Genomic DNA, 21881 nt, shown 5'->3' with positions numbered 1-21881 from the left:
GCACCGTGCGGCGCATGCGTCATCCCCTCGCCTCTTGCGTTCCGGCCGGCCCGCCCGCGCGCTGAATGCTGCGCATCGAAGCCGAGCCTGCGCGCGCTGCAATTTGAAGAATTCCAGCTCCACCTTGCCGCTGGGTGCGGCCGGGGCGCAGCAACGGGATAAAATAAGCTAGTACAAAACTAGCGCCCCTTCCGCGCTTCAGGTCGAACGGCCAAAGCGGGGAAGGTTTTCACTTCCTGACTGGAGCCGGTTGGGCGCAGAAGGCCAGGAATAAAGTCAAACGCTCGAAAGGGAATTCGACGATCATGAGCAAGCCACTCGAAGGCATTAAGATTATCGACTTCACGCACGTGCAGGCCGGCCCGGCCTGCACGCAGCTGCTCGCCTGGTTCGGCGCGGACGTGATCAAGGTCGAGCGTCCCGGCTCGGGCGATGTCACCCGCTCCCAGCTGCGCGACATCAGCAATGCGGACGCGCTGTACTTCACCATGCTGAACAGCAACAAGCGCTCGCTGACGCTGGACACCAAGACCGCCGAAGGCAAGGAAGTCCTCACCAAGCTCATCAAGGAATCCGATGTGCTGGTTGAAAACTTCGGCCCCGGCGCGCTCGACCGCATGGGCTTCACCTGGGAGCACATCAACGAGCTGAACCCCGGCATGATCGTCGCGTCCGTCAAGGGCTTCAGCGACGGCCATCACTATGAAGACCTCAAGGTCTATGAGAACGTCGCGCAGTGCGCCGGCGGTGCCGCTTCCACCACCGGCTTCTGGGACGGCCCCCCCACCGTGTCCGCCGCCGCCCTGGGCGACAGCAACACCGGCATGCACCTCGCCATCGGCATCCTCACCGCCCTGCACGGCCGCAACAAGACCGGCAAGGGCCAGAAGGTCGCCGTCTCCATGCAGGACGCGGTCATCAACCTGTGCCGCGTCAAGCTGCGCGACCAGCAGCGCCTCGACCGCGTCGGCTATCTGGAGGAATACCCCCAGTATCCGCACGGCACCTTCTCGGACGTGGTTCCCCGCGGCGGCAATGCCGGCGGCGGCGGCCAGCCCGGCTGGGTTCTGAAGTGCAAGGGCTGGGAGACCGATCCCAACGCCTATATCTACTTCACCATCCAGGGCCACGCCTGGGCGCCGATCTGCAAGGCGCTGGGCAAGGAAGAGTGGATCTCCGATCCCGCCTACAACACCGCCGAAGCTCGCCAGGACAAGATCTTCGACATCTTCGCCTTCATCGAGAACTGGCTGTCGGACAAGACCAAGTTCGAAGCGGTGGATATCCTGCGCAAGTTCGACATCCCCTGCGCGCCCGTGCTCACCATGAAGGAAATCGCCGAGGATCCGTCCCTGCGCGAGAGCGGCACGATCGTGGAAGTCGATCACAAGGAGCGCGGCAAGTACCTCACCGTCGGCAGCCCGATCAAGTTCTCGGACACCTCGGTTGAGATCACCGGCTCCCCGCTGCTCGGCGAGCACACCGACGAAGTCCTCGCGGACCTCGGCTATAGCGAAGAGCAGATCAAGGCGCTCCACGCCGCCCGCGCGGTCTGAGGCCTGTTTCGAACCGAAGGCCTTCCGCCTTCCCGGACGGCGCGCCCCGCGTGCGCCGTCCCTCGGCCACCCACGTACCCCGGACAGGCCGCGATGCGCCGCCCGTACGCGCCGTCCGCGACATGATGCATTCCTGATCCGCGCACTGCCTTGCCGCGCTGCCGGATCGTCTTCCTCCCCGCACGCCGCCCAGCCGCTCGCGGCACCTGCCGTCGGCACGAGCACCAGCGGGGACAATGTCAGGCGTTCCCTCGTGGGACGGCGCGATGTGCGGCACTTCCCCTCCCAGGCGCGGAGGAACGGGACGAGATCGGCGTGTCGCCGGACCTGCGGGCTGAGCCTGCGGCCCGGCCCTCTCCTTGCGGGAGGCTCGGTTTGGCGAGGCCGCGCGTACGCCCAGTATGACCCTCGTCCGCCGGGCGCGTCACGCCGCCGGCACCCATCCCGGCCCGCCGCGCACCGCGCCGAAAGCCGGAGCCGCGAACAACGCGGCCCATCCACGCAAGGGGGAACACCCTCATGAACATCCATGAATATCAGGCGAAGGCGATCCTTCGCGACTATGGCGCGCCGGTCTCGCGCGGCATCCCGGCCTTCACCCCGGAAGAGGCCGAGACGGCCGCGCGCGATCTCGGCGCGAAGGACATCGGCGGCGCCGTCGTGGTGGTGAAGTCGCAGATCCATGCCGGCGGACGCGGCAAGGGCACGTTCAAGGAATTGCCCGCCGGCGCCAAGGGCGGCGTGCGCGTGGTGCGCACCCCCGACGAGGTGAAGGCCGCTGCGCGCGAGATGCTGGGCAACACGCTCGTCACCATCCAGACCGGCCCGGCCGGCAAGCAGGTGAACCGGCTCTATATCGAAGAGGGCGCGGCGATCGAGAAGGAGTTCTACATCTCCCTGCTGGTGGACCGGGAATCCTCCCGGGTGTCGTTCGTCGTCTCCACCGAGGGCGGCATGGACATCGAGGACGTGGCTCACAATACGCCTGAGAAGATCGTGACCTTCTCTGTCGATACCGCCACCGGTATCCAGGCCCACCACGGCCGCCGCGTCGCCGACGCGCTGGCGCTCACCGGTGATCTCGCCAAGCAGGCCCAGGCCCTCACCGCGACGCTCTATAAGGCGTTCGTGGAAAAGGACATGGAGATGCTGGAGATCAATCCGCTGGTGGTCACCAAGGACGGCAAGCTGAAGGTGCTCGACGCCAAGGTGGGCTTCGACGGCAACGCGCTCTATCGCCATCCCGACGTCGCCGCCCTGCGCGACGAGAGCGAGGAGGACGAGAAGGAGATCGAGGCCTCCAAATACGACCTCAACTATATCACGCTCGACGGCACCATCGGCTGCATGGTGAACGGCGCGGGCCTCGCCATGGCCACCATGGACATCATCAAGCTCTACGGCCTTGCGCCCGCGAACTTCCTGGACGTCGGCGGCGGCGCCACGAAGGAAAAGGTGACGGCGGCGTTCAAGATCATCACCGCCGATCCGGCCGTGAAGGGCATCCTGGTGAACATCTTCGGCGGCATCATGCGCTGCGACGTGATCGCGGAAGGCGTGCTGGCGGCGGTGAAGGAGGTGGGGCTCTCGGTGCCGCTGGTTGTGCGCCTCGAAGGCACGAACGTGGACCTCGGGAAAAAGATCATCCGCGAGAGCGGTTTGAATGTGATCCCCGCCGATGACCTCGACGACGCCGCGCAGAAGATCGTGGGCGCGGTGAAGAAGGAAGCTGCGTGATGTCCGTGCTTATCGACGCCAATACCAAGGTCATCACCCAGGGCTTCACCGGCAAGAACGGCACCTTCCATTCCGAGCAGGCGATCGCCTACGGAACGAAGATGGTCGGCGGCACCTCGCCCGGCAAGGGCGGCACCACCCACCTCGGCCTGCCGGTGTTCGACACCGTGATCGAGGCCCGCGAGGCCACCGGCGCCGACGCCAGCGTGATCTATGTGCCGCCTCCGGGCGCCGCGGACGCGATCCTGGAAGCCATCGACGCGGAAATCCCGCTCATCGTCTGCATCACCGAGGGCATCCCGGTGCTGGACATGGTGAAGGTGAAGCGCGCGCTCTCCGGCTCCAAGTCGCGGCTGATCGGGCCGAACTGCCCGGGCGTGATGACGGCCGGCGAATGCAAGATCGGCATCATGCCGGGCAACATCTTCAAGAAGGGCTCGGTGGGCGTGGTCTCGCGCTCGGGCACGCTGACCTATGAGGCGGTGTTCCAGACCTCGCAGGAGGGCCTCGGCCAGACCAGCGCGGTGGGCATCGGCGGCGACCCGGTGAAGGGCACCGAGTTCATCGACGTGCTGGAGCTGTTCCTGGCGGACCCGAAGACGCAGTCGATCGTGATGATCGGCGAGATCGGCGGCTCGGCGGAAGAGGATGCGGCGCAGTTCATCGCGGACGAGGCCAAGCGCGGGCGCAAGAAGCCGATGGTGGGCTTCATCGCCGGCCGCACGGCGCCTCCGGGCCGCCGCATGGGCCATGCGGGCGCGATCATCTCGGGCGGCAAGGGCGGTGCGGAAGACAAGATCGCGGCCATGGAAGCGGCCGGCATCCGCGTCTCCCCCTCGCCCGCGCGCCTCGGAAAGACCCTGGTCGAAGTCCTCAAGGGCTGATCGGATTTCCGCGCGGCCCGGCCGCGCGGACCTTCATTGAACGGCCGGCCAGGGTCGCGCACAGCGACGCCGCGCAGCCGGCCCCCTCATCTCAAGTCAGGAGCCACCAGATGGCGAAATGGGTCCGTTTCACACAGAACGGAAGCACCGGGTTCGGCACGCTGGAGGGCGAGGCCATCGCCGTGCACCAGGGCGACATGTTCGCCGGCGCAACGCCGACCGGAGAGAGCGTTGCGCTCTCGGCCGTGACGCTCGAAGCCCCGAGCGTGCCGAGCAAGATCATCGCCTTGTGGAACAATTTCCACGGCCTCGCCGCCAAGCTCAATGTCGCCGAGCCGGCGGAGCCGCTCTATCTGCTCAAGGCCACCACCTCGGTCGCCGCACCCGGCAGCTTCGTGCACCGCCCGCCGGCCTATTCCGGCAAGACGGTCTATGAAGGCGAACTCGGCATCGTCATCGGCAAGACCGCGAGCAACATCTCGCAGGACGAAGCGGCCGCCCACATCTTCGGCTATACCATCGTCAACGACATCACGGCCGCCGACATCCTGAACAAGGATCCCACCTTCCCGCAATGGGCCCGCGCCAAGGGCTTCGACCAGTACGGCCCGTTCGGTCCCTGGATCGAAACGCAGTTCGACCCCGCCACCGCGAGCGTGCGCACCATCCTCAACGGCGCCGAGCGGCAGAACTACCCGCTCGCCGACATGATCTTCCCGCCGCACCAGCTCGTGGCCCTGCTCTCGCAGGACATGACGCTGAACCCCGGCGATCTCATCGCCTGCGGCACCTCGGTGGGCGTCGGCTCCATGAAGGACCCGTCGAACGAGATCGACATCGTCATCGACGGCATCGGCACGTTGAAGAATATCTTCGTGCAGTGACCCGCGCGCCCAGGCGTGCGCCCGGTGGCGAATGATGTAAGAGGGTCCTGGAACAGACTTCCGGGACCCTTTGCATGATCACCCCCGCCGCACCCGCTTTCGTCCCGCTCGATCCGGATTTCGAACAGCGCGTGCGCGACAGCTTTTCCCGCCAGCCTTTCATGGCCACGCTCGGCGCGCAGCTCGGGCGCGTGGACGCGGGACGGGTGGAAGTGATCCTGCCCTACGCCGAGGCCCTCACCCAGCAGCATGGCTATTTTCACGGCGGCTCCATCGGCGCGATCGCCGATACCGCCGGCGGCTATGCGGCCTTCACCTTGTTCCCCGGCAATTCGAGCGTGCTGACGGTGGAATACAAGGTCAACATCATGTCGCCGGGCCGGGGCGAGCGCCTCGTCGCGGTTGGCGAGGTGCTGAAGCCGGGCCGCACGCTCAGCATCACGCGGGTGGACGTGTTCGCGGAAGCCGATGGGGTGCGCACCCATTGCGCCAGCGGCACGCAGACCCTGTTCTGCCTCGCCGGCCGCAGCGACACCCGCGCCTGATGCGCTTTCAAACCGCCCTCCAGCCTGCGACCCTGATCCGCCGCTACAAGCGCTTCCTCGCCGATGTGGTGCTGGCGGACGGCAGCGAGACGACTGTCCATGTGGCGAATTCCGGCGCCATGAGCGGGCTCGCGACGCCTGGCGCCCGGATCTGGCTGTCGCGCTCACCCGTGCTCACGCGCAAGCTGCCGCTGAGCTGGGAAATGGTGGAGGCGGATTTCGGCGCCGGGCTGGAGCTGGTGGGGGTCAATACCATGCATCCCAATGCCCTGGTGGCCGAGGCGATCGCGGCCGGCGCCATTCCCGAACTTGCCGGCTATCCCAGCCTTCGACGCGAGGTGAAATACGGCGTGAACAGCCGCATCGACCTGCTGCTCGAAGGCGCGGGACGGCCGCCCTGTTTCGTCGAGGTGAAGAATGTACACCTCATGCGCCAGCCGTACCTGTCCGAATTTCCCGATTGCGTGACCGCGCGCGGCACCAAGCACCTCATCGAGCTGGCGGCCCAGGCCCGGGCCGGGGCGCGGGCGGTGATGGTCTATCTGTGCCAGATCGGCTCGGCGAACAGTGTTTCCATCGCGCGCGATATCGACCCCGCCTATGGCGCCGCATTCGATCTTGCCCGCGCGGCCGGGGTGGAGGCGCTCGCCTTCGCCTGCCGCCTGGATCCCGGCGGGATCGCGCTGGATCGCCCCATTCCCATGCTTGGCTGAAGCTGGCGCGCAGCGCGCCTGCGGCAGGCAAAAGCGCGCGGACACTTGCTTTGCGCGCCGCATGGCCTAAATCTGATGCAAACGCAATCAATGCTGGCGACGCGCGCCGGTCCAGGACCAATGCGATGACCTATGTGGAGGCGGCCCAGGCGCCGCTCAGGAAGACCGGCCATATCAAGCTCTATGGCCCCGCCGCCTTCGAAGGCATGCGCAAGGCCGGCCAATTGACCGCCCGCGCGCTCGACGCGGTGGCCGAAATGGTCGGCCCCGGCGTTTCCACCGCCGCCATCGACGATCTGATCTTCCAGTTCGCCATGGACAATGGCGCCCTGCCGGCGACCTTGATGTATCGCGGCTATCGCTATTCGGTGTGCACCTCCATCAATCACGTGGTCTGCCACGGCATGCCCAACGCGCGCCCGCTGCGCGAAGGCGACATCGTCAATGTGGACGTGACCTTGATCGTGGACGGCTGGTACGGCGATTCCAGCCGCATGTTCGCCATCGGCGAGATTCCCCGCCGGGCCGAACGGCTGATCGAAGTCACTTACGATTCCATGATGCTCGGCATCGAGGCCATCAAGCCGGGCGGCCATGTGGGCGACATCGGCGCGGCGATCCAGGATTTCGTCGAGCCCCAGCACATGAGCGTGGTGCGCGATTTCTGCGGCCATGGCGTCGGGCAGGTGTTCCACGACGAGCCGAACATCGTCCATGTGGGCCGGCGCGGCGAGGGGCCGGAGCTGAAGCCGGGGATGATCTTCACGGTGGAGCCGATGATCAATCTCGGCCGTCCGCACGTGAAGGTGCTGTCCGACGGCTGGACGGCTGTGACGCGCGACCGCTCGCTCTCCGCCCAGTTCGAGCACACGGTCGGCGTGACCCAGACCGGGGTGGAGATCTTCACCCTGAGCCCGAAGGGCTACCACAAGCCGCCTTATCTGCCGGCCTGACCATGGCGGGGGAGCCCGAGGACGGCATCGCCGAGGCCGGCCCCCATTTCCTGGGGCATCGCGACCGCCTGCGCGCGCGCTTCCGCGAGGCCGGCTCGGCCGCCCTCGCGGATTATGAATTGCTGGAACTGGTGCTGTTCCGTGCTGTGCCGCGCCGCGACGTGAAGCCGCTCGCGAAAGCCCTGGTGGAGCGCTTCGGCTCCTTCGCCGAGGTGGTGGCCGCGCCCGCCGCCCTGCTGGCCGAAATCCCCGGCGTGAAGGATGCCATCGTCACCGAGCTGAAGATCGTGGAAGCCGCCGCCCATCGCCTCGCCAAGGGGCAGATGAAGCGGCGCCCGGTGCTCTCCTCCTGGAGCTCGGTGCTCGATTATTGCCGCGCCTCCATGGCGTTCGCCGAGCGCGAGCAGGTGCGGGTGCTGTTCCTCGACAAGCGCAACCAGCTGATCGCCGACGAGGTGGTGCAGCAGGGGACGGTGGATCACGCCCCGGTCTATCCGCGCGAGGTGGTCAAGCGGGCGCTCGAACTCTCCGCCACCGCCATCATCCTGTGCCACAACCACCCCTCGGGCGATCCCACCCCCTCGCGCGCCGATATCGACATGACGCGCAAGATCATCGACATCGCCAAGCCGCTGGGCATCGACGTCCATGACCACATCATCGTGGGGCGCGACGGCCATGCCAGCCTGAAGGGGCTGCGGCTGATGTGAGGCTGGGCCAGCGCCCGCCCCGCCCGGCTCCCGTCGCCCAATACCGGAAACATTCGGCAAGCCTCGCGCACGCTTGCGCCCGCATATGGTCGTAACGGTGCCTCAATGAGCGGGCTTGGTGCGCAGATGCAGCTTTTCGGCAGAACATCCATGCCCTTTTGCTTAACCTCAGCCGCCCGGCGGCGCTCCACGTTCGGCCTGCTTGCCCTTGTCGGCGGCGCGGCAACGCTCGCGGGCGAACCGGCGCGAGCGCAATATTATCCTTATCCGCCAACAATCTACGGTGCGCCTGCCGAGATGCCGCGCGTCTATCGCGCGCCGCCAGGCTATGTGACCGGAACGGTGATGCTGCCGCCGCAGGAGATCCGCTCCATCGTGCTCAATCTTGGCTATGGCCGGGTCGGGCGGCCGGTGCTGCGCGGGCGCACTTATATGGTCGACGCCGTGGATGATCGCGGTCCGCTGATCCTCGCGGTGGATGCCTATTCGGGGCTGGTGCAGCCGGCCGATCCCTCCATGTTCGGGCCGCCCGGCGGCCCCTATGGCCCCGCGCCCGCCTATGGCGCCGCCCCTCCCCCGGGCGCCTATGGCGCCCCTCCCGCTCAAGGCGGTTATGGCGCTGCCCCCCAGCAGCGCAGCCAGCCGGTGGCCCGCGCCCCGCTGCCAAAGCCCCGTCCCGCCGACAGCGAGATCGCCAGCACCTCGGGGCCGGATATCGCGGCGCCCGCCGTGCCGCCGCCGGACGACGGTGCGGCCGACGACGATGCACCCGACACGGCGAAAAATCCCGGCGCCATCGCGGTGGCGCCGCCTGAGGGCATTCATGCGCCGAAGGCCGCAACGCCCGGCCTCGCCTCGCCGACGCCGAGCATGTCGGCGCCGGTTGCCGGTCAGTCGGCGCCAGCGCCGGCCGCGAGCAAGCCGCAGACCGCCGCGAACGCCCCCATTCCCGCCCTGCCGCCCGTGCCGGCCCAGGGTCCGACGGGCGCGGGAACGGCGACGCCGGGCGACGGCGTTTCGGCCGGCACCGCCTCCGTGCTCTCGCGCACCGCGCCGCCGGCCAATTGAGCTCCGCTTAAGGCCGGCTGGGTCAAGCCAAGCCGGTTTGCGCCAGCGCCGCCGCCTGCCGCGCTGCGACGCCCTCCAGGCTGAAATCCGCCATCGCCTCTTCGAACAGGCGATGGAAGTTCAGCTCGGCCTTCAGGTGCAGGAACACCGCGCCGAGGCCGATGGCCGCGCGATCCATGAACACGAATTCGCGCGGCACCGTCACCGGCCCAAGCTGCTTCAGCGCCGTATGCACCCGAAACGCCTCGCGCCGTCCATATTCGCCGGGCGCCACGCCGTCGGCGATGGTGCGCACGCGATCATCCATGAGCGGCCCATAGATGAAGCGCGCCCAGATGTTCAGCACATCGATCAATTCGCGCTTGAGACCCTTGAAGCCCCAGGTCTCATACGCGTGCACCACCCGCGCCTCGTCGTTCGCGAGCAGGCCGCGATAAAGATCCATCACCCCCGCCACGAAGGCCGGCGGAAAGATGCGGACGCAGCCGTAATCCAGCAGGTTGATGCCCCCCGGCGTGCCGGCTTCATCGGTAAAGACGGTGTAATTGCCGAGATGCGGATCGCCGTGGATCACCCCGAACCGGCTGAACGGCAGCCACCAGGCGGTGAACATGGCCCGCGCCAATCGGTTGCGCTCCTCCAGCGGGTGCTCGGTGAAACCGAGGATCTTTTGCCCCTCCAGCCAGTGCAAGGTCAGAAGCCGGCCGGTGGAAAGATCGGTGCGCACGCTTGGCACGCGCACATGGTCCCGCCCCTCCAGCATCAGCGCATAAAGCGCGGCGTGCTTGGCCTCGCGGCGATAATCCAGCTCCTCGCGCACCCGCGCGCCGATTTCGCCCGCAATCTCACGTGTGTCGATGGCAGGGTCCATGCGGCGATGGAGCGAGAACAGAAGGTCGAGCTGGCTGAGGTCCGCCTCCACCGCCGCCTGCATGTCGGGATATTGCAGCTTGCAGGCCAGTTCCTCGCCATCGAGCGCCACCGCGCGATGCACCTGGCCGAGGGAGGCGGCGGCGGCCGGCTTGTGCTCGAACGAGGCGAAGCGGGCCTCCCAGTCGCGCCCCAGCTCCGCCATCATGCGGCGCCGCACGAACGCCCAGCCCATGGGCGGCGCGTCATTCTGCAATTTCTGAAGCTCGGCGGCATATTCGGGCGGCAGAACGTCGGGAATGGTGGACATGAGCTGCGCCACCTTCATCAGCGGCCCCTTGAGCCCGCCCAGCGCCGCCGCGAGCGCCGCCGCATTGCCCTCGCCCCCCTTGTCGAGCCCGAACAGCCGCGTGCCGGCCATGCGCGCCGCGACGCCCCCCACATTGGCGCCAACCCGTGCGTAGCGGGCGGCGCGGGCGGAAAAGCGGTTGCGCTCGGCATCTTCGGTCATGGGGTGGCTCGCTGTGCCCGGAGGCCAGGCTCAGCCCCGCGCGGTACGGCGGGTGAGCGCCAGCAGCACCAGGAGGGTGAGGGGCGTGAGAATGTCCGTATAGAGAATGGGGCCGGCATTTCCCGCCGCAAGGTTCCCGGTCTCGGCAATCTGCACCACATGCCCCACGGCCGCCCCGCCCAGAAACCCCGAAGCCACCACGGCGACCCCAAGGCGAAAGCCCCAGTTGCCGTAAAAGGCCGCGATCACGCCGGCGAGGCCCATGCCGAGATTGGCCATGCCCACCTCGAACTGGAACGGGCTGGGCGCCCAGCCGATGGCGCGCGCCGCTTCGGCCGCGAAGAACACATGGCCCAGGAACGCCCACAATCCCATAAGCCCGAGCGGCACCAGGAAGAGGTAGCGCAACAGCCGATCCGCGACGAAGCCGGGCGGCAAGGGGCGCGCGGCCCGTGCCACGGCCAGGGCCGCGAGCGCCAGGGCAAGGCCCCAGGATATCAGGGGAACCCAGAACACCATGCGCATGTCCCTCCGTTCGGAGGCGGCACGGTGCCATTCTTTTTTCCGCGCGGCCAGCCCGCCGCGCCGCCGCGCTTGCCGGCGCGCGCGGGCCGGCCTATGGCAGACGCATGAAGGGCTCCGGCGGGACAGGATCGACAAAGGCGAGGTGGGCCGTGCGGCTCGCGCTCGCCTATGTGCTCCTGCTCCAGATGGTTCTGTCGGCGGCGGCGATGGCGCAGCACGCCACCGCTGGCGCGGCCGATCCCTGGAACGCCACCTGCGCCGGACGCGCCGCGGCCGATACCGATTCTCCGTCACCGGCTGTGCCGCACAGGGATCTGTGCTGCGTGCTCGGCTGCCTCGCCACGCCCGTGCCGCCGCTGGCGCCGGGCGGGGAGGCCGCGCGGCTGGAGCCGGCGCCGCGCATCACCGCCATCGTGTTCGTGGAGCGCCCGGCCATCGGCCCCGCGCGCCATGCCTCCCGCCCGTTCCATGCGCGAGGTCCTCCGCCCGCCGTTTGAGCCTGCCCGCAGAATCTCAAACCCCGTTCGGAGACATTCCATGTCCATTTCGTGCGCGCGCACCGCGCCTCTCTGCCTTGCCGCCGCTCTGTTCGCGAGCCTCGCCGGCCCCGCCTTCGCCCATGTGACTTTGGCCGAGGGCCAGGCCACCTCCGGCACCTCCTACCGTGGCGTGCTGAAGGTGCCGCACGGCTGCGGCGAGGCTGCCACCACCGCCATCAAGGTCACCATTCCCGAGGGCGTGGTATCGGTAAAGCCGCAGCCCAAGGCCGGCTGGACCCTCGCCCTGGAGAAGGGCCCCTACGAGAAATCCTATGAGGTGATGCACGGCGGACCGGTGAAGGAAGGGGTGAAGACCATCACCTGGTCCGGCGGCAATCTGCCCAATGCCTATTATGACGAGTTCGTCTTCATCGCCTATCTCGCCCCCCAGGCGCAGGCGACGAAGCTTTATTTCCCGGTGCTGCAGAGCTGCGAGGGCACCTCGGCCGACTGGGCGCAGATTCCCCAGGAGGGCGGCCCGCGCCCCGAATATCCCGCCCCGGTTCTCAGACTCGCCGCCGCCGCCATGCCGGCCGCCCCCTCAACCTTCAAGGCCGGGGCCCTGACCATCGAGCAGCCCTGGGCCCGCGCCACCCCCGGCGGCGCCAAGGTGGCTGGCGGTTACCTGAAGATCACCAACACCGGCACCCTCCCCGACAAGCTGATCGGCGGTTCCTTCGAGCGCGCCGGACGCTTCGAAATGCATGAAATGAGCATGAACAACGGCGTCATGACCATGCGCCCGGTCGCCGGCGGGCTGGAGATCGCCCCCGGCGCCACCCTCGCCCTTGCGCCGGGTGGCTATCACCTGATGTTGCAGGATCTCACGCAGCCGCTGAAGCAAGGCGAGAGCGTGAAGGGCACCCTGACCTTCGAGAAGGCGGGCACCGTGAACGTGGTGTTCGAGGTGCGCGGAATCGGCGCCGGTGCACCCGCGAGCGCCCCCGCCGGCGGCGAGATGGGCGGCATGGGCGGCATGGAGCATCAGCACTGATCGCCTGAAGCGGCGCGGCTCAGGCGGCGGCGAACAGCGGCCGCTCGCGCTGCAATTCCTCGCGCATCACCTCCCGCGCCAGCTCCAGCGCGGGAGACAGGCTCTCGGCACGGGCATAAAGCGCAAAATCCACGCACGGCAGCGGCGCCGTGCCGAGCCCCGTCACGCTCACCATATCGGCCCGCCGCGCGCGGGCCGTTCGCACAGTTACCCCGACCCCCGCACCGACCGCCGCGAGCAGCCCCGGCAAGCTCGGGCTGGTGAAGGCGATGCGGAATGCCCGCCCCGCCGCGTTCAGGGCGGAAATCGCCGCGTCCCGGAACACGCACGGCGCCTCGAATACCAGCAGCGGCACAGGTGCGTCGGCGGCGAGGCGCAGGTCGCGCGCGCCGAGCCATTCCATGGGCTCGCGCGACAGGTCCAGCGCCGGAAGATCGCTTTCGCCACGAAACCCCGCCGCAAGGTCGAGGCTGCCCGCCTTCAGCCCCGCCATCAGGCGCCCGGTGGAGGCCACCTGCACGGTCAGCGGCGCGCCCGGCAGCAAGGCGGAGACGCGCGCCAGAATGCGCTGCAACGCCCCCTCCCCCACATCCTGGACAAAGCCGAGACGCACCGGCTCGGATGCCGCGCCGGCGGCATGATGGCCGAGCACCCGGTCGTTGAGATCCAAAAGCGCGCGGGCATCGTCGAGGAATGCCGCCCCGCGCGGCGTGAGCGCGACGCCCCGGCCGCGCCGTTCCAGCACGGCAAAGCCCAGCATGTCCGAGAGCCGGTCCATCTGGAGGCTCACGGCCGATTGAGACCGCCCCACCCGTGCGCTGGCGGCCGAGACCGAGCCGAGGGTGGCGACGGCAACGAAGCTGCGGAGAAGATCGAGATCGAGCGTGCGCGTCATTCTATGAGAATATCGAAATTATCACTCATGATAAATCAATTTTTCTCAAATGAAAGGCGGCGCTAGGGTCGCTTCATCCCTCACGGAGACGCAACCCCATGCCCATTCTTCAAGTGAAGCTCTCCGGCGCCAGCGATGCCGCAAAGGCCGCCACCGCCGCCGGAACCCTTTCGGCCCTCACCGCCAAAATCCTGCGCAAGGATCCGGCCCTCACTTCGGTGGCGGTGGATTTCCTCGATGCCGGCTTGTGGTTCGTCGGCGGGCGGAGCTTGGCCGACGCCGGCCTTGCCAGCTTCTGGCTGGACATAGCGGTGGTGGATGGCACCAACACCAAGGACGAGAAAGCGGCCTATATCGCCGCCGTGTTCGCCGCCATGGGCGATTTGCTCGGCCCCCTGCACCCGGAGAGCTACATCCTGGTGCGCGAGGTGAAGGCGGATGCCTACGGCTATGGCGGCCGCACCCAGGAAAGCCGCTACGTGGAAAAAGCCCTGAAGGTGGCCTGAGCCCCTGCGCGGGGGCGGAGGCTCAGCCTCCGAGTTCCTCGCGCAGAATTTCCAGACGCAGCCATTCTTCTTCCGCCGCGTCCAATTCCTTCTGCACCTTGGCGAGCGCGGCCGAAGTGCGCTCGAACGAGCCGGGATCGCGCTCGTACAGCACCGGATCGGACAGGACGGCGCCCAGCTTGTCGGCCTCGTTGCGCAGCTTGTCCAAGGTCTTGGGCAAGGTCTGGAGCGCATGCTTCTCGTGGAAGGTGAGGCGCCGCTTCTTGCCCTCATCGGCGACGGCGGCCTTGGGCACGGCTTTTCCCGACCCCTTCGCGGGCGCGCTCTCGCCGCGCTTTTCCTTCGCCTGAACGCCGTGGCCGCGCTGGTTCACCATGTCGGCATAGCCGCCGGCATATTCGGTGAAACTGCCCGCCCCTTCCGCCGCGATCACGCTGGTGACGGTGCGGTCCAGGAAGTCACGATCATGGCTGACGAGGATGACGGTGCCGGGATAATCCGCCACCATTTCCTGCAACAGGTCGAGGGTTTCGAGATCGAGATCGTTGGTGGGCTCGTCGAGGATCAGCATGTTGGACGGCAGGGCCAGCGCCCGCGCCAGCATGAGCCGCCCCCGCTCGCCGCCCGACAGCACCGAGAGGGGCGAGTTCGCCTGGTCGGGCGTGAACAGGAAGTCCTTGAGATAGCCCATGACATGCTTGGGCACGCCGCCCACCAGCACCTGGTCGCTGCCGCCGCCGGTGAGGGCGTCGCGCAAGGTGGTGTTGGGGTCGAGGGCCGCGCGCTTCTGGTCGAGCGAGGCGATTTCCAGATTGGCGCCAAGGCGCACCGTGCCGCTGTCGGGGGCGAGTTCTCCCGTCAGCATCTTCAACAAGGTGGTCTTGCCGGCGCCGTTCGGGCCGACGATGCCGATCCGATCGCCGCGCACGATGCGGGTGGAGAAATCCGTGACGATGGGCGTGCCGTCGTAGGATTTGGAAATGCCCTTGGCCTCGATCACCAGCTTGCCGGAGGTTTCCGCCTCGGTGACGGTGATCTTCACATTGCCTTGTGCGCGCCGCTCGTCGCGCCGGTCGGTGCGCATGGATTGCAGCAGGCCGAGGCGGCGCACATTGCGCTTGCGGCGGGCGGTGACGCCATAGCGCAGCCAATCCTGCTCGGCGACGATCTTGCGGTCGAGCTTGTGGCGGTCGGTCTCCTCCTGCTCCAGCACCTGGTCGCGCCAGGCCTCGAAGCTGGAAAAGCCCTGGTCCAGCCGGCGGGTGGTGCCTCGGTCCAGCCAGATGGTGGCGCGCGAGAGATTCTGCAGGAACCGCCGGTCATGGCTGATGACCACGAGCGCGGAGCGCAGCGACTTCAGCTCGCTTTCCAGCCATTCGATGGCGGGCAGATCGAGATGGTTGGTGGGCTCGTCCAGCAGCAGCACATCCGGCTCCGGCGCGATCACGCGCGCCAGAGCGGCCCGGCGCGCCTCGCCGCCGGAGAGATGGGCCGGATCCTCGTGGCCCGTGAGGCCGAGCTGGTCCAGCAGATATTGCGCGCGATATTCCTCGTCGCCCGGCCCGAGGCCGGCTTCCACATAGGCGAGCGTGGTCGCGAAGCCGGAAAAATCCGGCTCCTGCGGCAGGTAGCGCACGGTCGCGCCCGGCTGGAAGAAGCGAACGGCGGCGTCGGCCTCGATCAGGCCGGCGGCCACCTTCAGCAGGGTCGATTTTCCCGACCCGTTGCGCCCGACAAGGCATAGCCTTTCACCCGGCGACACGGAAATTTCCGCGCCGTCGAGCAAGGGGGTGGCGCCGAAGCGCAGATGGACGTCTTGAAGCGAAATCAGCGGTGGAGCCATGGCGTCGGCTTAGTGGGTTTTGCCGAAGGATGGAACCCATCCGCTCCGGCAAACCCACCAAGACACGCCTGGAACACGGCGGAGTGCGCGTCCGGACGGCAGTTGCGCCGAAACCGGGACGTCCGTTTGATTTGGCTTAGTGTACGGTCGCTTCGCCGCGGAGCCGGGCGATCTGGTCCTTCAGCAGGAGTTTGCGACGCTTGAGCTCGACAACCCGCAACGGGTCGCTGGAGGCGTGATTGAGTTCACGTTCGATGGCCATCTGAAGGGCTGCGTGACGACGCTTCAGCTCTTCGAGGTGCGACTGGACGGACATGCGTTTCGTCTCCCTGTCTGCAACGAAGGACAGTCTGTCATGGAGGCGGCAAAGAGTCCAAGGGCTATTTTTGCACCCATTCCAGCCTGCGGCGCCGTGCGGCTTGCGGCGTAGGGAGGCGGTGCGGTATTCGAGAGAAGGCAGCTCGGACCGCGACGGATATGGCATGACCAGTGACGAGGAACGGGAGCTGAGATTGCTGCTGGAGCGCTTGCGGCAGGAGCATCGGGACCTGGATGCCGCCATCGACGCGCTCACCGCGGTGACCGGCTCGGATATCCTGCAGATTCAACGGCTCAAGAAGCGCAAGCTCCAGCTGAAAGACCGAATCTCCCATCTGGAAGACGAGCTTTTTCCCGACATCATCGCCTGACGGCCGAGGCGCAAAAAAGCCGCGCAAAAAAGCCCCCCGGACGCACCGGAGGGCTGATTTCAGCGGGTCAGGATTGCGTGGATCCGAGGCAAACGCTCAGATCTGGCCCAGCATCGCCTGCGCCGAGGAGACATCCGCCTTGGAGGGCACGTCCTCGACGTTCAGGGACTTCACGACACCGTCTTCCACGAGCATGGAATAGCGCTTGGAGCGCACGCCGAGGCCGGCCATGGAGCCGTCGAAGGTCAGGTCGAGCGCCTGCGAGAACTCGCCATTGCCGTCGGACAGGAACATGATCTTGCCGTCGGCGCCGGAAGCTTTTTCCCACGCGCCCATGACGAACGGATCATTGACCGAGACGACAGCGATGGTATCGATGCCCTTCGCCTTGATCTCATCGGCGCGCGACACGTAGCCCGGAAGATGATTCTTGTGGCAGGTGGGCGTGAAAGCGCCGGGAACGGCGAAAAGAACGACGCGCTTGCCCTTGAAGACATCATCGGTGGTCTTGGGAACCGGGCCGTCTTCCGTGGAAACGCGGAAGGTCGCCGCGGGCAGGGTATCGCCGACTTGGATTGCCATGGGTGGTTTCTCCGCAGACTGATCGGCGCTCTTGGGCCGAATGCGGCGCAGAATAGGCAGATTTGCGCGCGAGGAAAGGCGCCACAGCCTTTCCCCCCGTCATTTCCTCTTGAGCGGGACCAGCGCCTCGACCGATTTGCCGGAATCCACCAGGGTCAGGCGCACCTTCTTGCCCTCCCAGGATTCCCCGGAGGGCAGCCCATCGAGTTCCAGGGTAAAGCGGGCTTCCCCATTGGGGCCAAAGGCGCGGCTCGGCAGTGGCAGCGCCCAGCTGTCGTCCGGGCCTTCCACGAACAGGTCCGCCTTGTCCGATGAGACCGTCGCCGTCACCACCAGAAGCGGCGCCGGGGAACGGGCTTCGCCCGGCTTGACGTCCGCGGGCAAGGCTTCCTGTTCGATCACTTCCGCCGAAAGCAGCGCCGGAGCGGGACCGGCGCCGAGCACGGCAGGTGCCGGCACCTGCGCCCGCGCCGCCGCGAGCGCAGAATTGGGCGCCTCCCCGCCGGTCGGAATATCAAGGCTGGCCTGGGCATGGACCGGCACGCACAGCGCTTCGCACACCGCGAAATCCAGCGAGAGGTCGAGCCGTGCCGCGCGTCCGGGCTCGGCGAGCCGCACCTTGAGCGGCAGCAGCACGCTGCCGCCCTTGTAGCCGATGGAAAAGCCGCTCGCCCCATCCGAGAAGCGCTTGGGGGCGGGAAATGCCACATCCACCCCCGCGACATTGCGCGAGCCGCTCCAATCGAAGCGGGGCGGCACGCCGCTGTCGCCGGGATAGCGCCAATAGGTCTTCCAGCCCGGCGTCAGGCGGATCTCGATCCCGGCTTCCAGCACGCCATCGGCCACTGCGCCGGAAATCAGGCGCACGTCGGCGTTCTGGGCGCGGCTCCACGGGGTTTCGGCCGCCGCCAGCGGCGCCGCCGGGGCCAGCAGGGCAAGCAGGAGGGCCGGGGCCAGCACCGGCGATCGGGGACGGGGAAAGTTCATAGTGTGCGCCTACAGCCTCGGCCCCGCGAGCGCAAATGGGCGACGCGCACTTTCATGTGACGGCACAAGGACGTGACCGCCGATCCCGCCAATGTGGCTGCATCCCCGCCCGGTTCACCGTTTTCAAATCCGGGCGGTCGGGTTAGGCTGTGGGAATGATGGTCGATCGCAAGGCCTTTTCCCTCGGCACCCCGCCGGATTTCCTCGACGGGCAGATGCTTATTGCCATGCCGTCCATGCAGGACGAGCGTTTCTCCCGCGCCCTCATCTATGTCTGTGCCCATTCCAATGAAGGGGCGATGGGCATCATCGTCAATCAGGCGGCATCCAACATCAATTTCGCCGATCTGCTGGTGCAATTGGATGTGGTGCCGGAGGACGCCCGCATCCTGCTGCCGCAGCGCGCGGGGGCGGTGAAGGTGCTGCGCGGCGGGCCGGTGGAAACGGGGCGCGGCTTCGTGCTGCATTCCTCCGATTATTTCATCGAGAATTCCACCTTGCCCATCGACGGCGGCATCTGCCTGACGGCGACGCTGGATATCCTGAAAGCCATCGCCGGCGGCACCGGGCCGCACAGCGCGGTGCTGGCGCTCGGCTATGCCGGATGGGCGCCGGGCCAGCTGGAAACCGAGATCCAGGCCAATGGCTGGCTGCATTGCCCGGCCGATCCGGACCTGATCTTCGGCGAGAGCGTCGAGACCAAATACGATCTCGCCCTGCGCAAACTCGGCATCGACCCCGGCATGCTCTCCAGCGAGGCCGGGCACGCCTGAGGGCCCGTCCACGGCGCGAGGTTCGCACCGGACGGATGGGGATCACAGCACGCCGAACACCCTGCAGCCCTGAAACGCGCGCCCGTCTGCGCGCCTCAGCCCGCGGCCGCGCGGCGGCGGTCCTTGGGGGTGGTGGGCTCGAACAGGGCGCGGCATTCCTCCGTGGTGAGCGGCTCGCCGAACAGAACGCCCTGCGCATATTCGCAGCCGAAGCGGCCCATTTCGGTGGCCTCGGCTTCGCGCTCCAGGCTCTCGGCCACCACTTCCATGCCCAATTGATGGGCGAGCGAAACGATTGAGCCGACGATGATCGGCCGCGCCGCGCGGGCCGCGCCCTTGGCGCTGTCGCGCACGAAGCGCTGGTCGATCTTGATGGTGTCGAACGGGAAGCGCTGGAGATAGGCGAGCGCCGACTGGCCGGTGCCGAAATCGTCCAGGCACAGGCCGGCGCCCAGTTCCCGGATGCGGGCCAGCATCACCGCCGCATATTCCGGGTTTTCCATCACCAGGCTCTCGGTGACCTCCAGCTTGAGCGAGCCGGGCGCAACCGCATTGCGTGCGAGAACCGCCTTCAGATCCTGGATCAGATCGTGCCGCAGCAATTGGCGGGACGAGACGTTCACGTGCATGAACAAAGGCGGGTCCACCCGCACCAAGCGCTGCCATTGGCCGAGTTGGCGCGCCGCATGTTCGAGCGCGAACAGGCCGAGATCGAGAATCAGCCCGCTTTCCTCCGCCACCGGCAGGAAATCGGAGGCCGCCATTTCCCCGAGCGTGGGATGGCGCCAGCGCATGAAGGCCTCAAACCCGCCAATGGCGCGGTCGTGCATGCGCACGATGGGCTGGTAGCGCATGAAGATCTGATTGCGCTCCAGCGCGTGGCGCAATTCGTTTTCCAGCGAGACGTGGTCGATCTTCTGCTGGCGCATGGCGGGGCGGAACACCTCGATGCGGTCGCCGCCGATGCGCTTGGCGTAATACATGGCGAGTTCCGCGTCCTTCAGCACCTCGCTGCGCTTGCTCTGCTCCTGGCCGGGCAGGACAAGGCCGATGGAGGCGGTGATGAACACTTCCTTCTCAGCGAAGGTGATGGGCGCGCGCAGCGAGCGGCGCATGGTATCGGCGAAGGTGGTGATGCGCTCGGGGTCGCGTTCGGACATGAGGATCATGCCGAACTGGTCGCCGGAAATGCGCGCCAGCGTATCCTGCGGCTTCAACAGGCGCATGAGGCGGCGGGCGACGGTGAGCAGGATCGAATCGCCCACCCCCATGCCCACCGAGACGTTCACCTGCTTGAAGCGGTCGAGGTCGATGACCATCACGGTCGGCTTCAGGCTCTCGTCCATCTTGGCGAAGGTGAGCGCCTGGTCCAGCCGGTCGAGGAACAATTCGCGATTGGGCAGGCCGGTGAGATTGTCGCGCACCGCATCGTGCAGCAGGCGTTCGGCGGCGATGCGCTCGCCCGTGACGTCGATGAGCGTGCCGATGCAGCGCACCACCTCGCCGTCCGCACCCACCACCGGGCGGGCGCGCAGGTTGAAGGTCATGTAATGGCCGTCGATGGCGCGCAGGCGGAAATCCTGGTCGATGCGGCCGCGCCGCTGCTCGATGATGCCGTCGAGGGTGGCGCGGAAGCGGTCGCGATCGGCGGGGTGCAGCACCTCCAGCCAGCCGGCGGCCTCGGTTTCCAGCGAGCGGCGCTTGAGGCCCAGCGCCTCCTCCGCCTCGGGCGAGGTGTAGATGCGGTCGCTGTCCACATCCCAGTCCCAGACGATATAGCCGGAGCCCGCCAGCGCCAGCGCGCGCCGCTCAAGATCCGAGGTCGAGCCCTGCACCGCGCCGAGGCCGGCGAAGGCGTGCTGCATCACCGTGAAGCCGATCAGCATGACGATCAGCACCAGGCCGCCGGAGAGCGCCGGCGCGACGAGGTCGTTGGTCACGAGGCCGGCGACGGTGAGGCCCGCCATCACCACCCACACCACCAGCAGCAGCCAGGTGGGGATGATCAGCACCGCGCGGTCATAGCCGTGCTGGGACAGCCAGATGACCACGCCGAGCCCGGCCACCGCGACCGCGAGCAGCGAGAGACGGGCGATGCCGGCGGCCATGGGCGCGTCGGCCAGCGCCACCGCCACCAGCGCGGCGAGGAACACCAGCCAGCCGGCGGCCACATGCATGTAACGCACATGCCAGCGGTTGAGATTGAGATAGGCGAACAGGAACACCAGCAAGGTGGCGGTCAAGATCGCCTCGCCGGCCGCGCGCCAGAATTGCTCGGCAATGGGCGAGAGACCGAACACCTTGGACCAGAAGGAGAAATCAAGCCCGATATAGCCCAGCACCGCCCACGCCAGCGCGGCGGCGGCGGGGAACATCACCGAGCCCTTGACCACGAACAGGATGGTGAGGAACAGCGCCAGCAGGCCCGCGATGCCGATCACGATGCCATGGTACAAGGTGAAGCTGTTGACCTTGTCCTTATAGGCGTTGGGTTCCCACAGATAGAGCTGGGGCAGGTTCGGCCCGGTCAGTTCGGCGACGAAGGTGACGGTCGAGCCAGGATCGAGCGTGACGGCGAACACGTCGGCGTCGGGAGCATCCTGGCGCTCGGGCTTGAAGCCCTGGCTGGGCGTCAGCGAGAGGATGCGCCGGTTGCCGAGATCGGGCCAGAACAGCCCGGAGCCCACCATGCGGTAGAAAGGCGCGACGATCAGCCGGTCGACCTGCTCGTCGGTATTGTTGGCGAGCGCGAAGGTGACCCAATTGCCCTGCGGCCGCCCATCGCTGGTGCGCACCTCAATGCGGCGCACGATGCCGTCGGCGCCCGGGGCTGTGGACAATTGGATGCGGTCATTGTCGGTGTGCTGGCGTTCGACCGCGGGCAGCAGGTCCGTGACCTTGGCATCGAGACGGACGGCGATGGTCTCGACGGCGCGCGCCGCCGGCGCACCGAGCCCGAGGACCGCCAACAGTGCGATGCAAAAGACAATGGTAGAACGCAACGGCAAACCTCCGCACCCGGCTATTCGCCGGGACGAACGCGCATGACTAGCGCTCGGATGCGGCGCGAGCAAGGCGTAGCCGACGCTATGCCTGTTGCGGCGCATCATGCGTGGG

At 67.4% G+C, this 21881-nt stretch carries 22 protein-coding genes; 14 read left to right on the top strand and 8 right to left on the bottom strand.

Going from position 1 to position 21881, the window contains the following annotated elements:
- Nucleotides 1-305: 305 nt before the first annotated feature.
- From frc to V5F78_RS22100, 9 genes are all read left to right on the top strand, one after another.
- Nucleotides 306-1556 (top strand): formyl-CoA transferase, encoded by a 1251-nt coding sequence (gene frc / locus V5F78_RS22140; protein ID WP_394069977.1) that lies wholly within the window; start codon nt 306-308, stop codon nt 1554-1556.
- A 519-nt stretch (nt 1557-2075) separates the two neighbouring features.
- Nucleotides 2076-3293 (top strand): ADP-forming succinate--CoA ligase subunit beta, encoded by a 1218-nt coding sequence (sucC, locus tag V5F78_RS22135; protein WP_509276403.1) that lies wholly within the window; start codon nt 2076-2078, stop codon nt 3291-3293.
- Complete coding sequence (sucD, locus tag V5F78_RS22130; RefSeq protein WP_509276402.1) at nt 3293-4177, top strand: succinate--CoA ligase subunit alpha; 885 nt, start codon at nt 3293-3295, stop codon at nt 4175-4177. Before sucC ends, sucD begins: the two co-directional genes overlap by 1 nt.
- A gap of 110 nt (nt 4178-4287) precedes the next feature.
- On the top strand, nt 4288-5061 hold the full coding sequence (locus V5F78_RS22125; protein ID WP_394072337.1) for a fumarylacetoacetate hydrolase family protein: 774 nt from the start codon (nt 4288-4290) through the stop codon (nt 5059-5061).
- A 74-nt stretch (nt 5062-5135) separates the two neighbouring features.
- On the top strand, nt 5136-5606 hold the full coding sequence (locus V5F78_RS22120; RefSeq protein ID WP_394072335.1) for a PaaI family thioesterase: 471 nt from the start codon (nt 5136-5138) through the stop codon (nt 5604-5606).
- Nucleotides 5606-6319 (top strand): DNA/RNA nuclease SfsA, encoded by a 714-nt coding sequence (gene sfsA, locus V5F78_RS22115; RefSeq protein WP_394072333.1) that lies wholly within the window; start codon nt 5606-5608, stop codon nt 6317-6319. Before V5F78_RS22120 ends, sfsA begins: the two co-directional genes overlap by 1 nt.
- A gap of 125 nt (nt 6320-6444) precedes the next feature.
- Nucleotides 6445-7272, top strand: a complete 828-nt coding sequence (gene map / locus V5F78_RS22110; protein ID WP_394072331.1) for a type I methionyl aminopeptidase — start codon at nt 6445-6447, stop codon at nt 7270-7272.
- Between the two features lie 2 nt (nt 7273-7274).
- Nucleotides 7275-7982 carry a RadC family protein gene (gene radC, locus V5F78_RS22105; protein WP_394072329.1) on the top strand — a complete coding sequence of 236 codons (708 nt, stop codon included), beginning with the start codon at nt 7275-7277 and terminating at the stop codon, nt 7980-7982.
- Between the two features lie 150 nt (nt 7983-8132).
- Complete coding sequence (locus tag V5F78_RS22100) at nt 8133-9050, top strand: hypothetical protein (protein WP_394072327.1); 918 nt, start codon at nt 8133-8135, stop codon at nt 9048-9050.
- 22 nt (nt 9051-9072) lie between these two features.
- On the opposite strand, the gene V5F78_RS22095 is transcribed toward V5F78_RS22100, so the two are convergent.
- On the bottom strand, nt 9073-10431 hold the full coding sequence (locus tag V5F78_RS22095) for an ABC1 kinase family protein (RefSeq protein WP_394072325.1): 1359 nt from the start codon (nt 10429-10431) through the stop codon (nt 9073-9075).
- A 30-nt stretch (nt 10432-10461) separates the two neighbouring features.
- Nucleotides 10462-10950 carry a DUF6790 family protein gene (locus tag V5F78_RS22090; protein ID WP_394072323.1) on the bottom strand — a complete coding sequence of 163 codons (489 nt, stop codon included), beginning with the start codon at nt 10948-10950 and terminating at the stop codon, nt 10462-10464.
- A gap of 155 nt (nt 10951-11105) precedes the next feature.
- Between V5F78_RS22090 and V5F78_RS22085 the strand changes: the two genes are divergently transcribed.
- Together V5F78_RS22085 and V5F78_RS22080 are read left to right on the top strand one after the other, a co-directional pair.
- On the top strand, nt 11106-11453 hold the full coding sequence (locus tag V5F78_RS22085) for a DUF2946 family protein (RefSeq protein ID WP_394072321.1): 348 nt from the start codon (nt 11106-11108) through the stop codon (nt 11451-11453).
- A 40-nt stretch (nt 11454-11493) separates the two neighbouring features.
- Nucleotides 11494-12489 carry a DUF1775 domain-containing protein gene (locus tag V5F78_RS22080; protein WP_394072319.1) on the top strand — a complete coding sequence of 332 codons (996 nt, stop codon included), beginning with the start codon at nt 11494-11496 and terminating at the stop codon, nt 12487-12489.
- A 19-nt stretch (nt 12490-12508) separates the two neighbouring features.
- On the opposite strand, the gene V5F78_RS22075 is transcribed toward V5F78_RS22080, so the two are convergent.
- Nucleotides 12509-13384, bottom strand: coding sequence for a LysR substrate-binding domain-containing protein (locus V5F78_RS22075; RefSeq protein WP_394072317.1), 876 nt, complete (start codon nt 13382-13384; stop codon nt 12509-12511).
- 98 nt (nt 13385-13482) lie between these two features.
- On the opposite strand from V5F78_RS22075, the gene V5F78_RS22070 reads away from it, so the two are divergent.
- Nucleotides 13483-13890: a tautomerase family protein gene (locus tag V5F78_RS22070; RefSeq protein WP_394072315.1), complete on the top strand. Its 408-nt coding sequence runs from the start codon at nt 13483-13485 to the stop codon at nt 13888-13890.
- Between the two features lie 22 nt (nt 13891-13912).
- Here the strand turns inward: V5F78_RS22070 and V5F78_RS22065 are convergent, their stop codons facing one another.
- Both V5F78_RS22065 and V5F78_RS22060 read right to left on the bottom strand, forming a co-directional pair.
- Nucleotides 13913-15733, bottom strand: coding sequence for an ABC-F family ATP-binding cassette domain-containing protein (locus tag V5F78_RS22065; protein WP_394072313.1), 1821 nt, complete (start codon nt 15731-15733; stop codon nt 13913-13915).
- 136 nt (nt 15734-15869) lie between these two features.
- A complete protein-coding gene (locus V5F78_RS22060; protein WP_394072311.1) occupies nt 15870-16049 on the bottom strand; it encodes a YdcH family protein in 180 nt (59 codons plus the stop codon).
- A 166-nt stretch (nt 16050-16215) separates the two neighbouring features.
- Here V5F78_RS22060 and V5F78_RS22055 point away from each other — a divergent pair, with 166 nt between their 5' ends.
- Nucleotides 16216-16422, top strand: a complete 207-nt coding sequence (locus tag V5F78_RS22055) for a YdcH family protein (protein ID WP_394046331.1) — start codon at nt 16216-16218, stop codon at nt 16420-16422.
- 96 nt (nt 16423-16518) lie between these two features.
- On the opposite strand, the gene V5F78_RS22050 is transcribed toward V5F78_RS22055, so the two are convergent.
- Nucleotides 16519-17004 (bottom strand): peroxiredoxin, encoded by a 486-nt coding sequence (locus tag V5F78_RS22050; protein WP_394072309.1) that lies wholly within the window; start codon nt 17002-17004, stop codon nt 16519-16521.
- A 99-nt stretch (nt 17005-17103) separates the two neighbouring features.
- A complete protein-coding gene (locus V5F78_RS22045; protein ID WP_394072307.1) occupies nt 17104-17991 on the bottom strand; it encodes a protein-disulfide reductase DsbD domain-containing protein in 888 nt (295 codons plus the stop codon).
- Nucleotides 17992-18146: 155 nt separating this feature from the next.
- Here V5F78_RS22045 and V5F78_RS22040 point away from each other — a divergent pair, with 155 nt between their 5' ends.
- Nucleotides 18147-18764 carry a YqgE/AlgH family protein gene (locus V5F78_RS22040; protein ID WP_394072305.1) on the top strand — a complete coding sequence of 206 codons (618 nt, stop codon included), beginning with the start codon at nt 18147-18149 and terminating at the stop codon, nt 18762-18764.
- A 95-nt stretch (nt 18765-18859) separates the two neighbouring features.
- Here the strand turns inward: V5F78_RS22040 and V5F78_RS22035 are convergent, their stop codons facing one another.
- The gene (locus tag V5F78_RS22035; protein ID WP_394072341.1) at nt 18860-21871 is read right to left on the bottom strand and encodes an EAL domain-containing protein; all 3012 of its coding nucleotides are present in this window, start codon (nt 21869-21871) and stop codon (nt 18860-18862) included.
- Between the last annotated feature and the right edge of the window lie 10 nt (nt 21872-21881).

The organism is Roseixanthobacter glucoisosaccharinicivorans (genome assembly GCF_043195095.2).
Classification (GTDB): Bacteria; Pseudomonadota; Alphaproteobacteria; order Rhizobiales; family Xanthobacteraceae; genus NCEH01.
Note: the sequence above shows the minus strand (reverse complement) of the source record. Positions and strands in the feature narration are given on the sequence as shown.

What these genes read in the sequence shown, in the direction of transcription:
- frc (WP_394069977.1), top strand. Translation starts at nt 306, where the DNA reads ATGAGCAAGCCACTCGAAGGCATTAAGATTATCGACTTCACGCACGTG.
- sucC (WP_509276403.1), top strand. Translation starts at nt 2,076, where the DNA reads ATGAACATCCATGAATATCAGGCGAAGGCGATCCTTCGCGACTATGGC.
- sucD (WP_509276402.1), top strand. Translation starts at nt 3,293, where the DNA reads ATGTCCGTGCTTATCGACGCCAATACCAAGGTCATCACCCAGGGCTTC.
- V5F78_RS22125 (WP_394072337.1), top strand. Translation starts at nt 4,288, where the DNA reads ATGGCGAAATGGGTCCGTTTCACACAGAACGGAAGCACCGGGTTCGGC.
- V5F78_RS22120 (WP_394072335.1), top strand. Translation starts at nt 5,136, where the DNA reads ATGATCACCCCCGCCGCACCCGCTTTCGTCCCGCTCGATCCGGATTTC.
- sfsA (WP_394072333.1), top strand. Translation starts at nt 5,606, where the DNA reads ATGCGCTTTCAAACCGCCCTCCAGCCTGCGACCCTGATCCGCCGCTAC.
- map (WP_394072331.1), top strand. Translation starts at nt 6,445, where the DNA reads ATGACCTATGTGGAGGCGGCCCAGGCGCCGCTCAGGAAGACCGGCCAT.
- radC (WP_394072329.1), top strand. Translation starts at nt 7,275, where the DNA reads ATGGCGGGGGAGCCCGAGGACGGCATCGCCGAGGCCGGCCCCCATTTC.
- V5F78_RS22100 (WP_394072327.1), top strand. Translation starts at nt 8,133, where the DNA reads ATGCCCTTTTGCTTAACCTCAGCCGCCCGGCGGCGCTCCACGTTCGGC.
- V5F78_RS22095 (WP_394072325.1), bottom strand. Translation starts at nt 10,431, where the DNA reads ATGACCGAAGATGCCGAGCGCAACCGCTTTTCCGCCCGCGCCGCCCGC.
- V5F78_RS22090 (WP_394072323.1), bottom strand. Translation starts at nt 10,950, where the DNA reads ATGGTGTTCTGGGTTCCCCTGATATCCTGGGGCCTTGCCCTGGCGCTC.
- V5F78_RS22080 (WP_394072319.1), top strand. Translation starts at nt 11,494, where the DNA reads ATGTCCATTTCGTGCGCGCGCACCGCGCCTCTCTGCCTTGCCGCCGCT.
- V5F78_RS22075 (WP_394072317.1), bottom strand. Translation starts at nt 13,384, where the DNA reads ATGACGCGCACGCTCGATCTCGATCTTCTCCGCAGCTTCGTTGCCGTC.
- V5F78_RS22070 (WP_394072315.1), top strand. Translation starts at nt 13,483, where the DNA reads ATGCCCATTCTTCAAGTGAAGCTCTCCGGCGCCAGCGATGCCGCAAAG.
- V5F78_RS22065 (WP_394072313.1), bottom strand. Translation starts at nt 15,733, where the DNA reads ATGGCTCCACCGCTGATTTCGCTTCAAGACGTCCATCTGCGCTTCGGC.
- V5F78_RS22060 (WP_394072311.1), bottom strand. Translation starts at nt 16,049, where the DNA reads ATGTCCGTCCAGTCGCACCTCGAAGAGCTGAAGCGTCGTCACGCAGCC.
- V5F78_RS22055 (WP_394046331.1), top strand. Translation starts at nt 16,216, where the DNA reads ATGACCAGTGACGAGGAACGGGAGCTGAGATTGCTGCTGGAGCGCTTG.
- V5F78_RS22050 (WP_394072309.1), bottom strand. Translation starts at nt 17,004, where the DNA reads ATGGCAATCCAAGTCGGCGATACCCTGCCCGCGGCGACCTTCCGCGTT.
- V5F78_RS22045 (WP_394072307.1), bottom strand. Translation starts at nt 17,991, where the DNA reads ATGAACTTTCCCCGTCCCCGATCGCCGGTGCTGGCCCCGGCCCTCCTG.
- V5F78_RS22040 (WP_394072305.1), top strand. Translation starts at nt 18,147, where the DNA reads ATGATGGTCGATCGCAAGGCCTTTTCCCTCGGCACCCCGCCGGATTTC.
- V5F78_RS22035 (WP_394072341.1), bottom strand. Translation starts at nt 21,871, where the DNA reads ATGCGCCGCAACAGGCATAGCGTCGGCTACGCCTTGCTCGCGCCGCAT.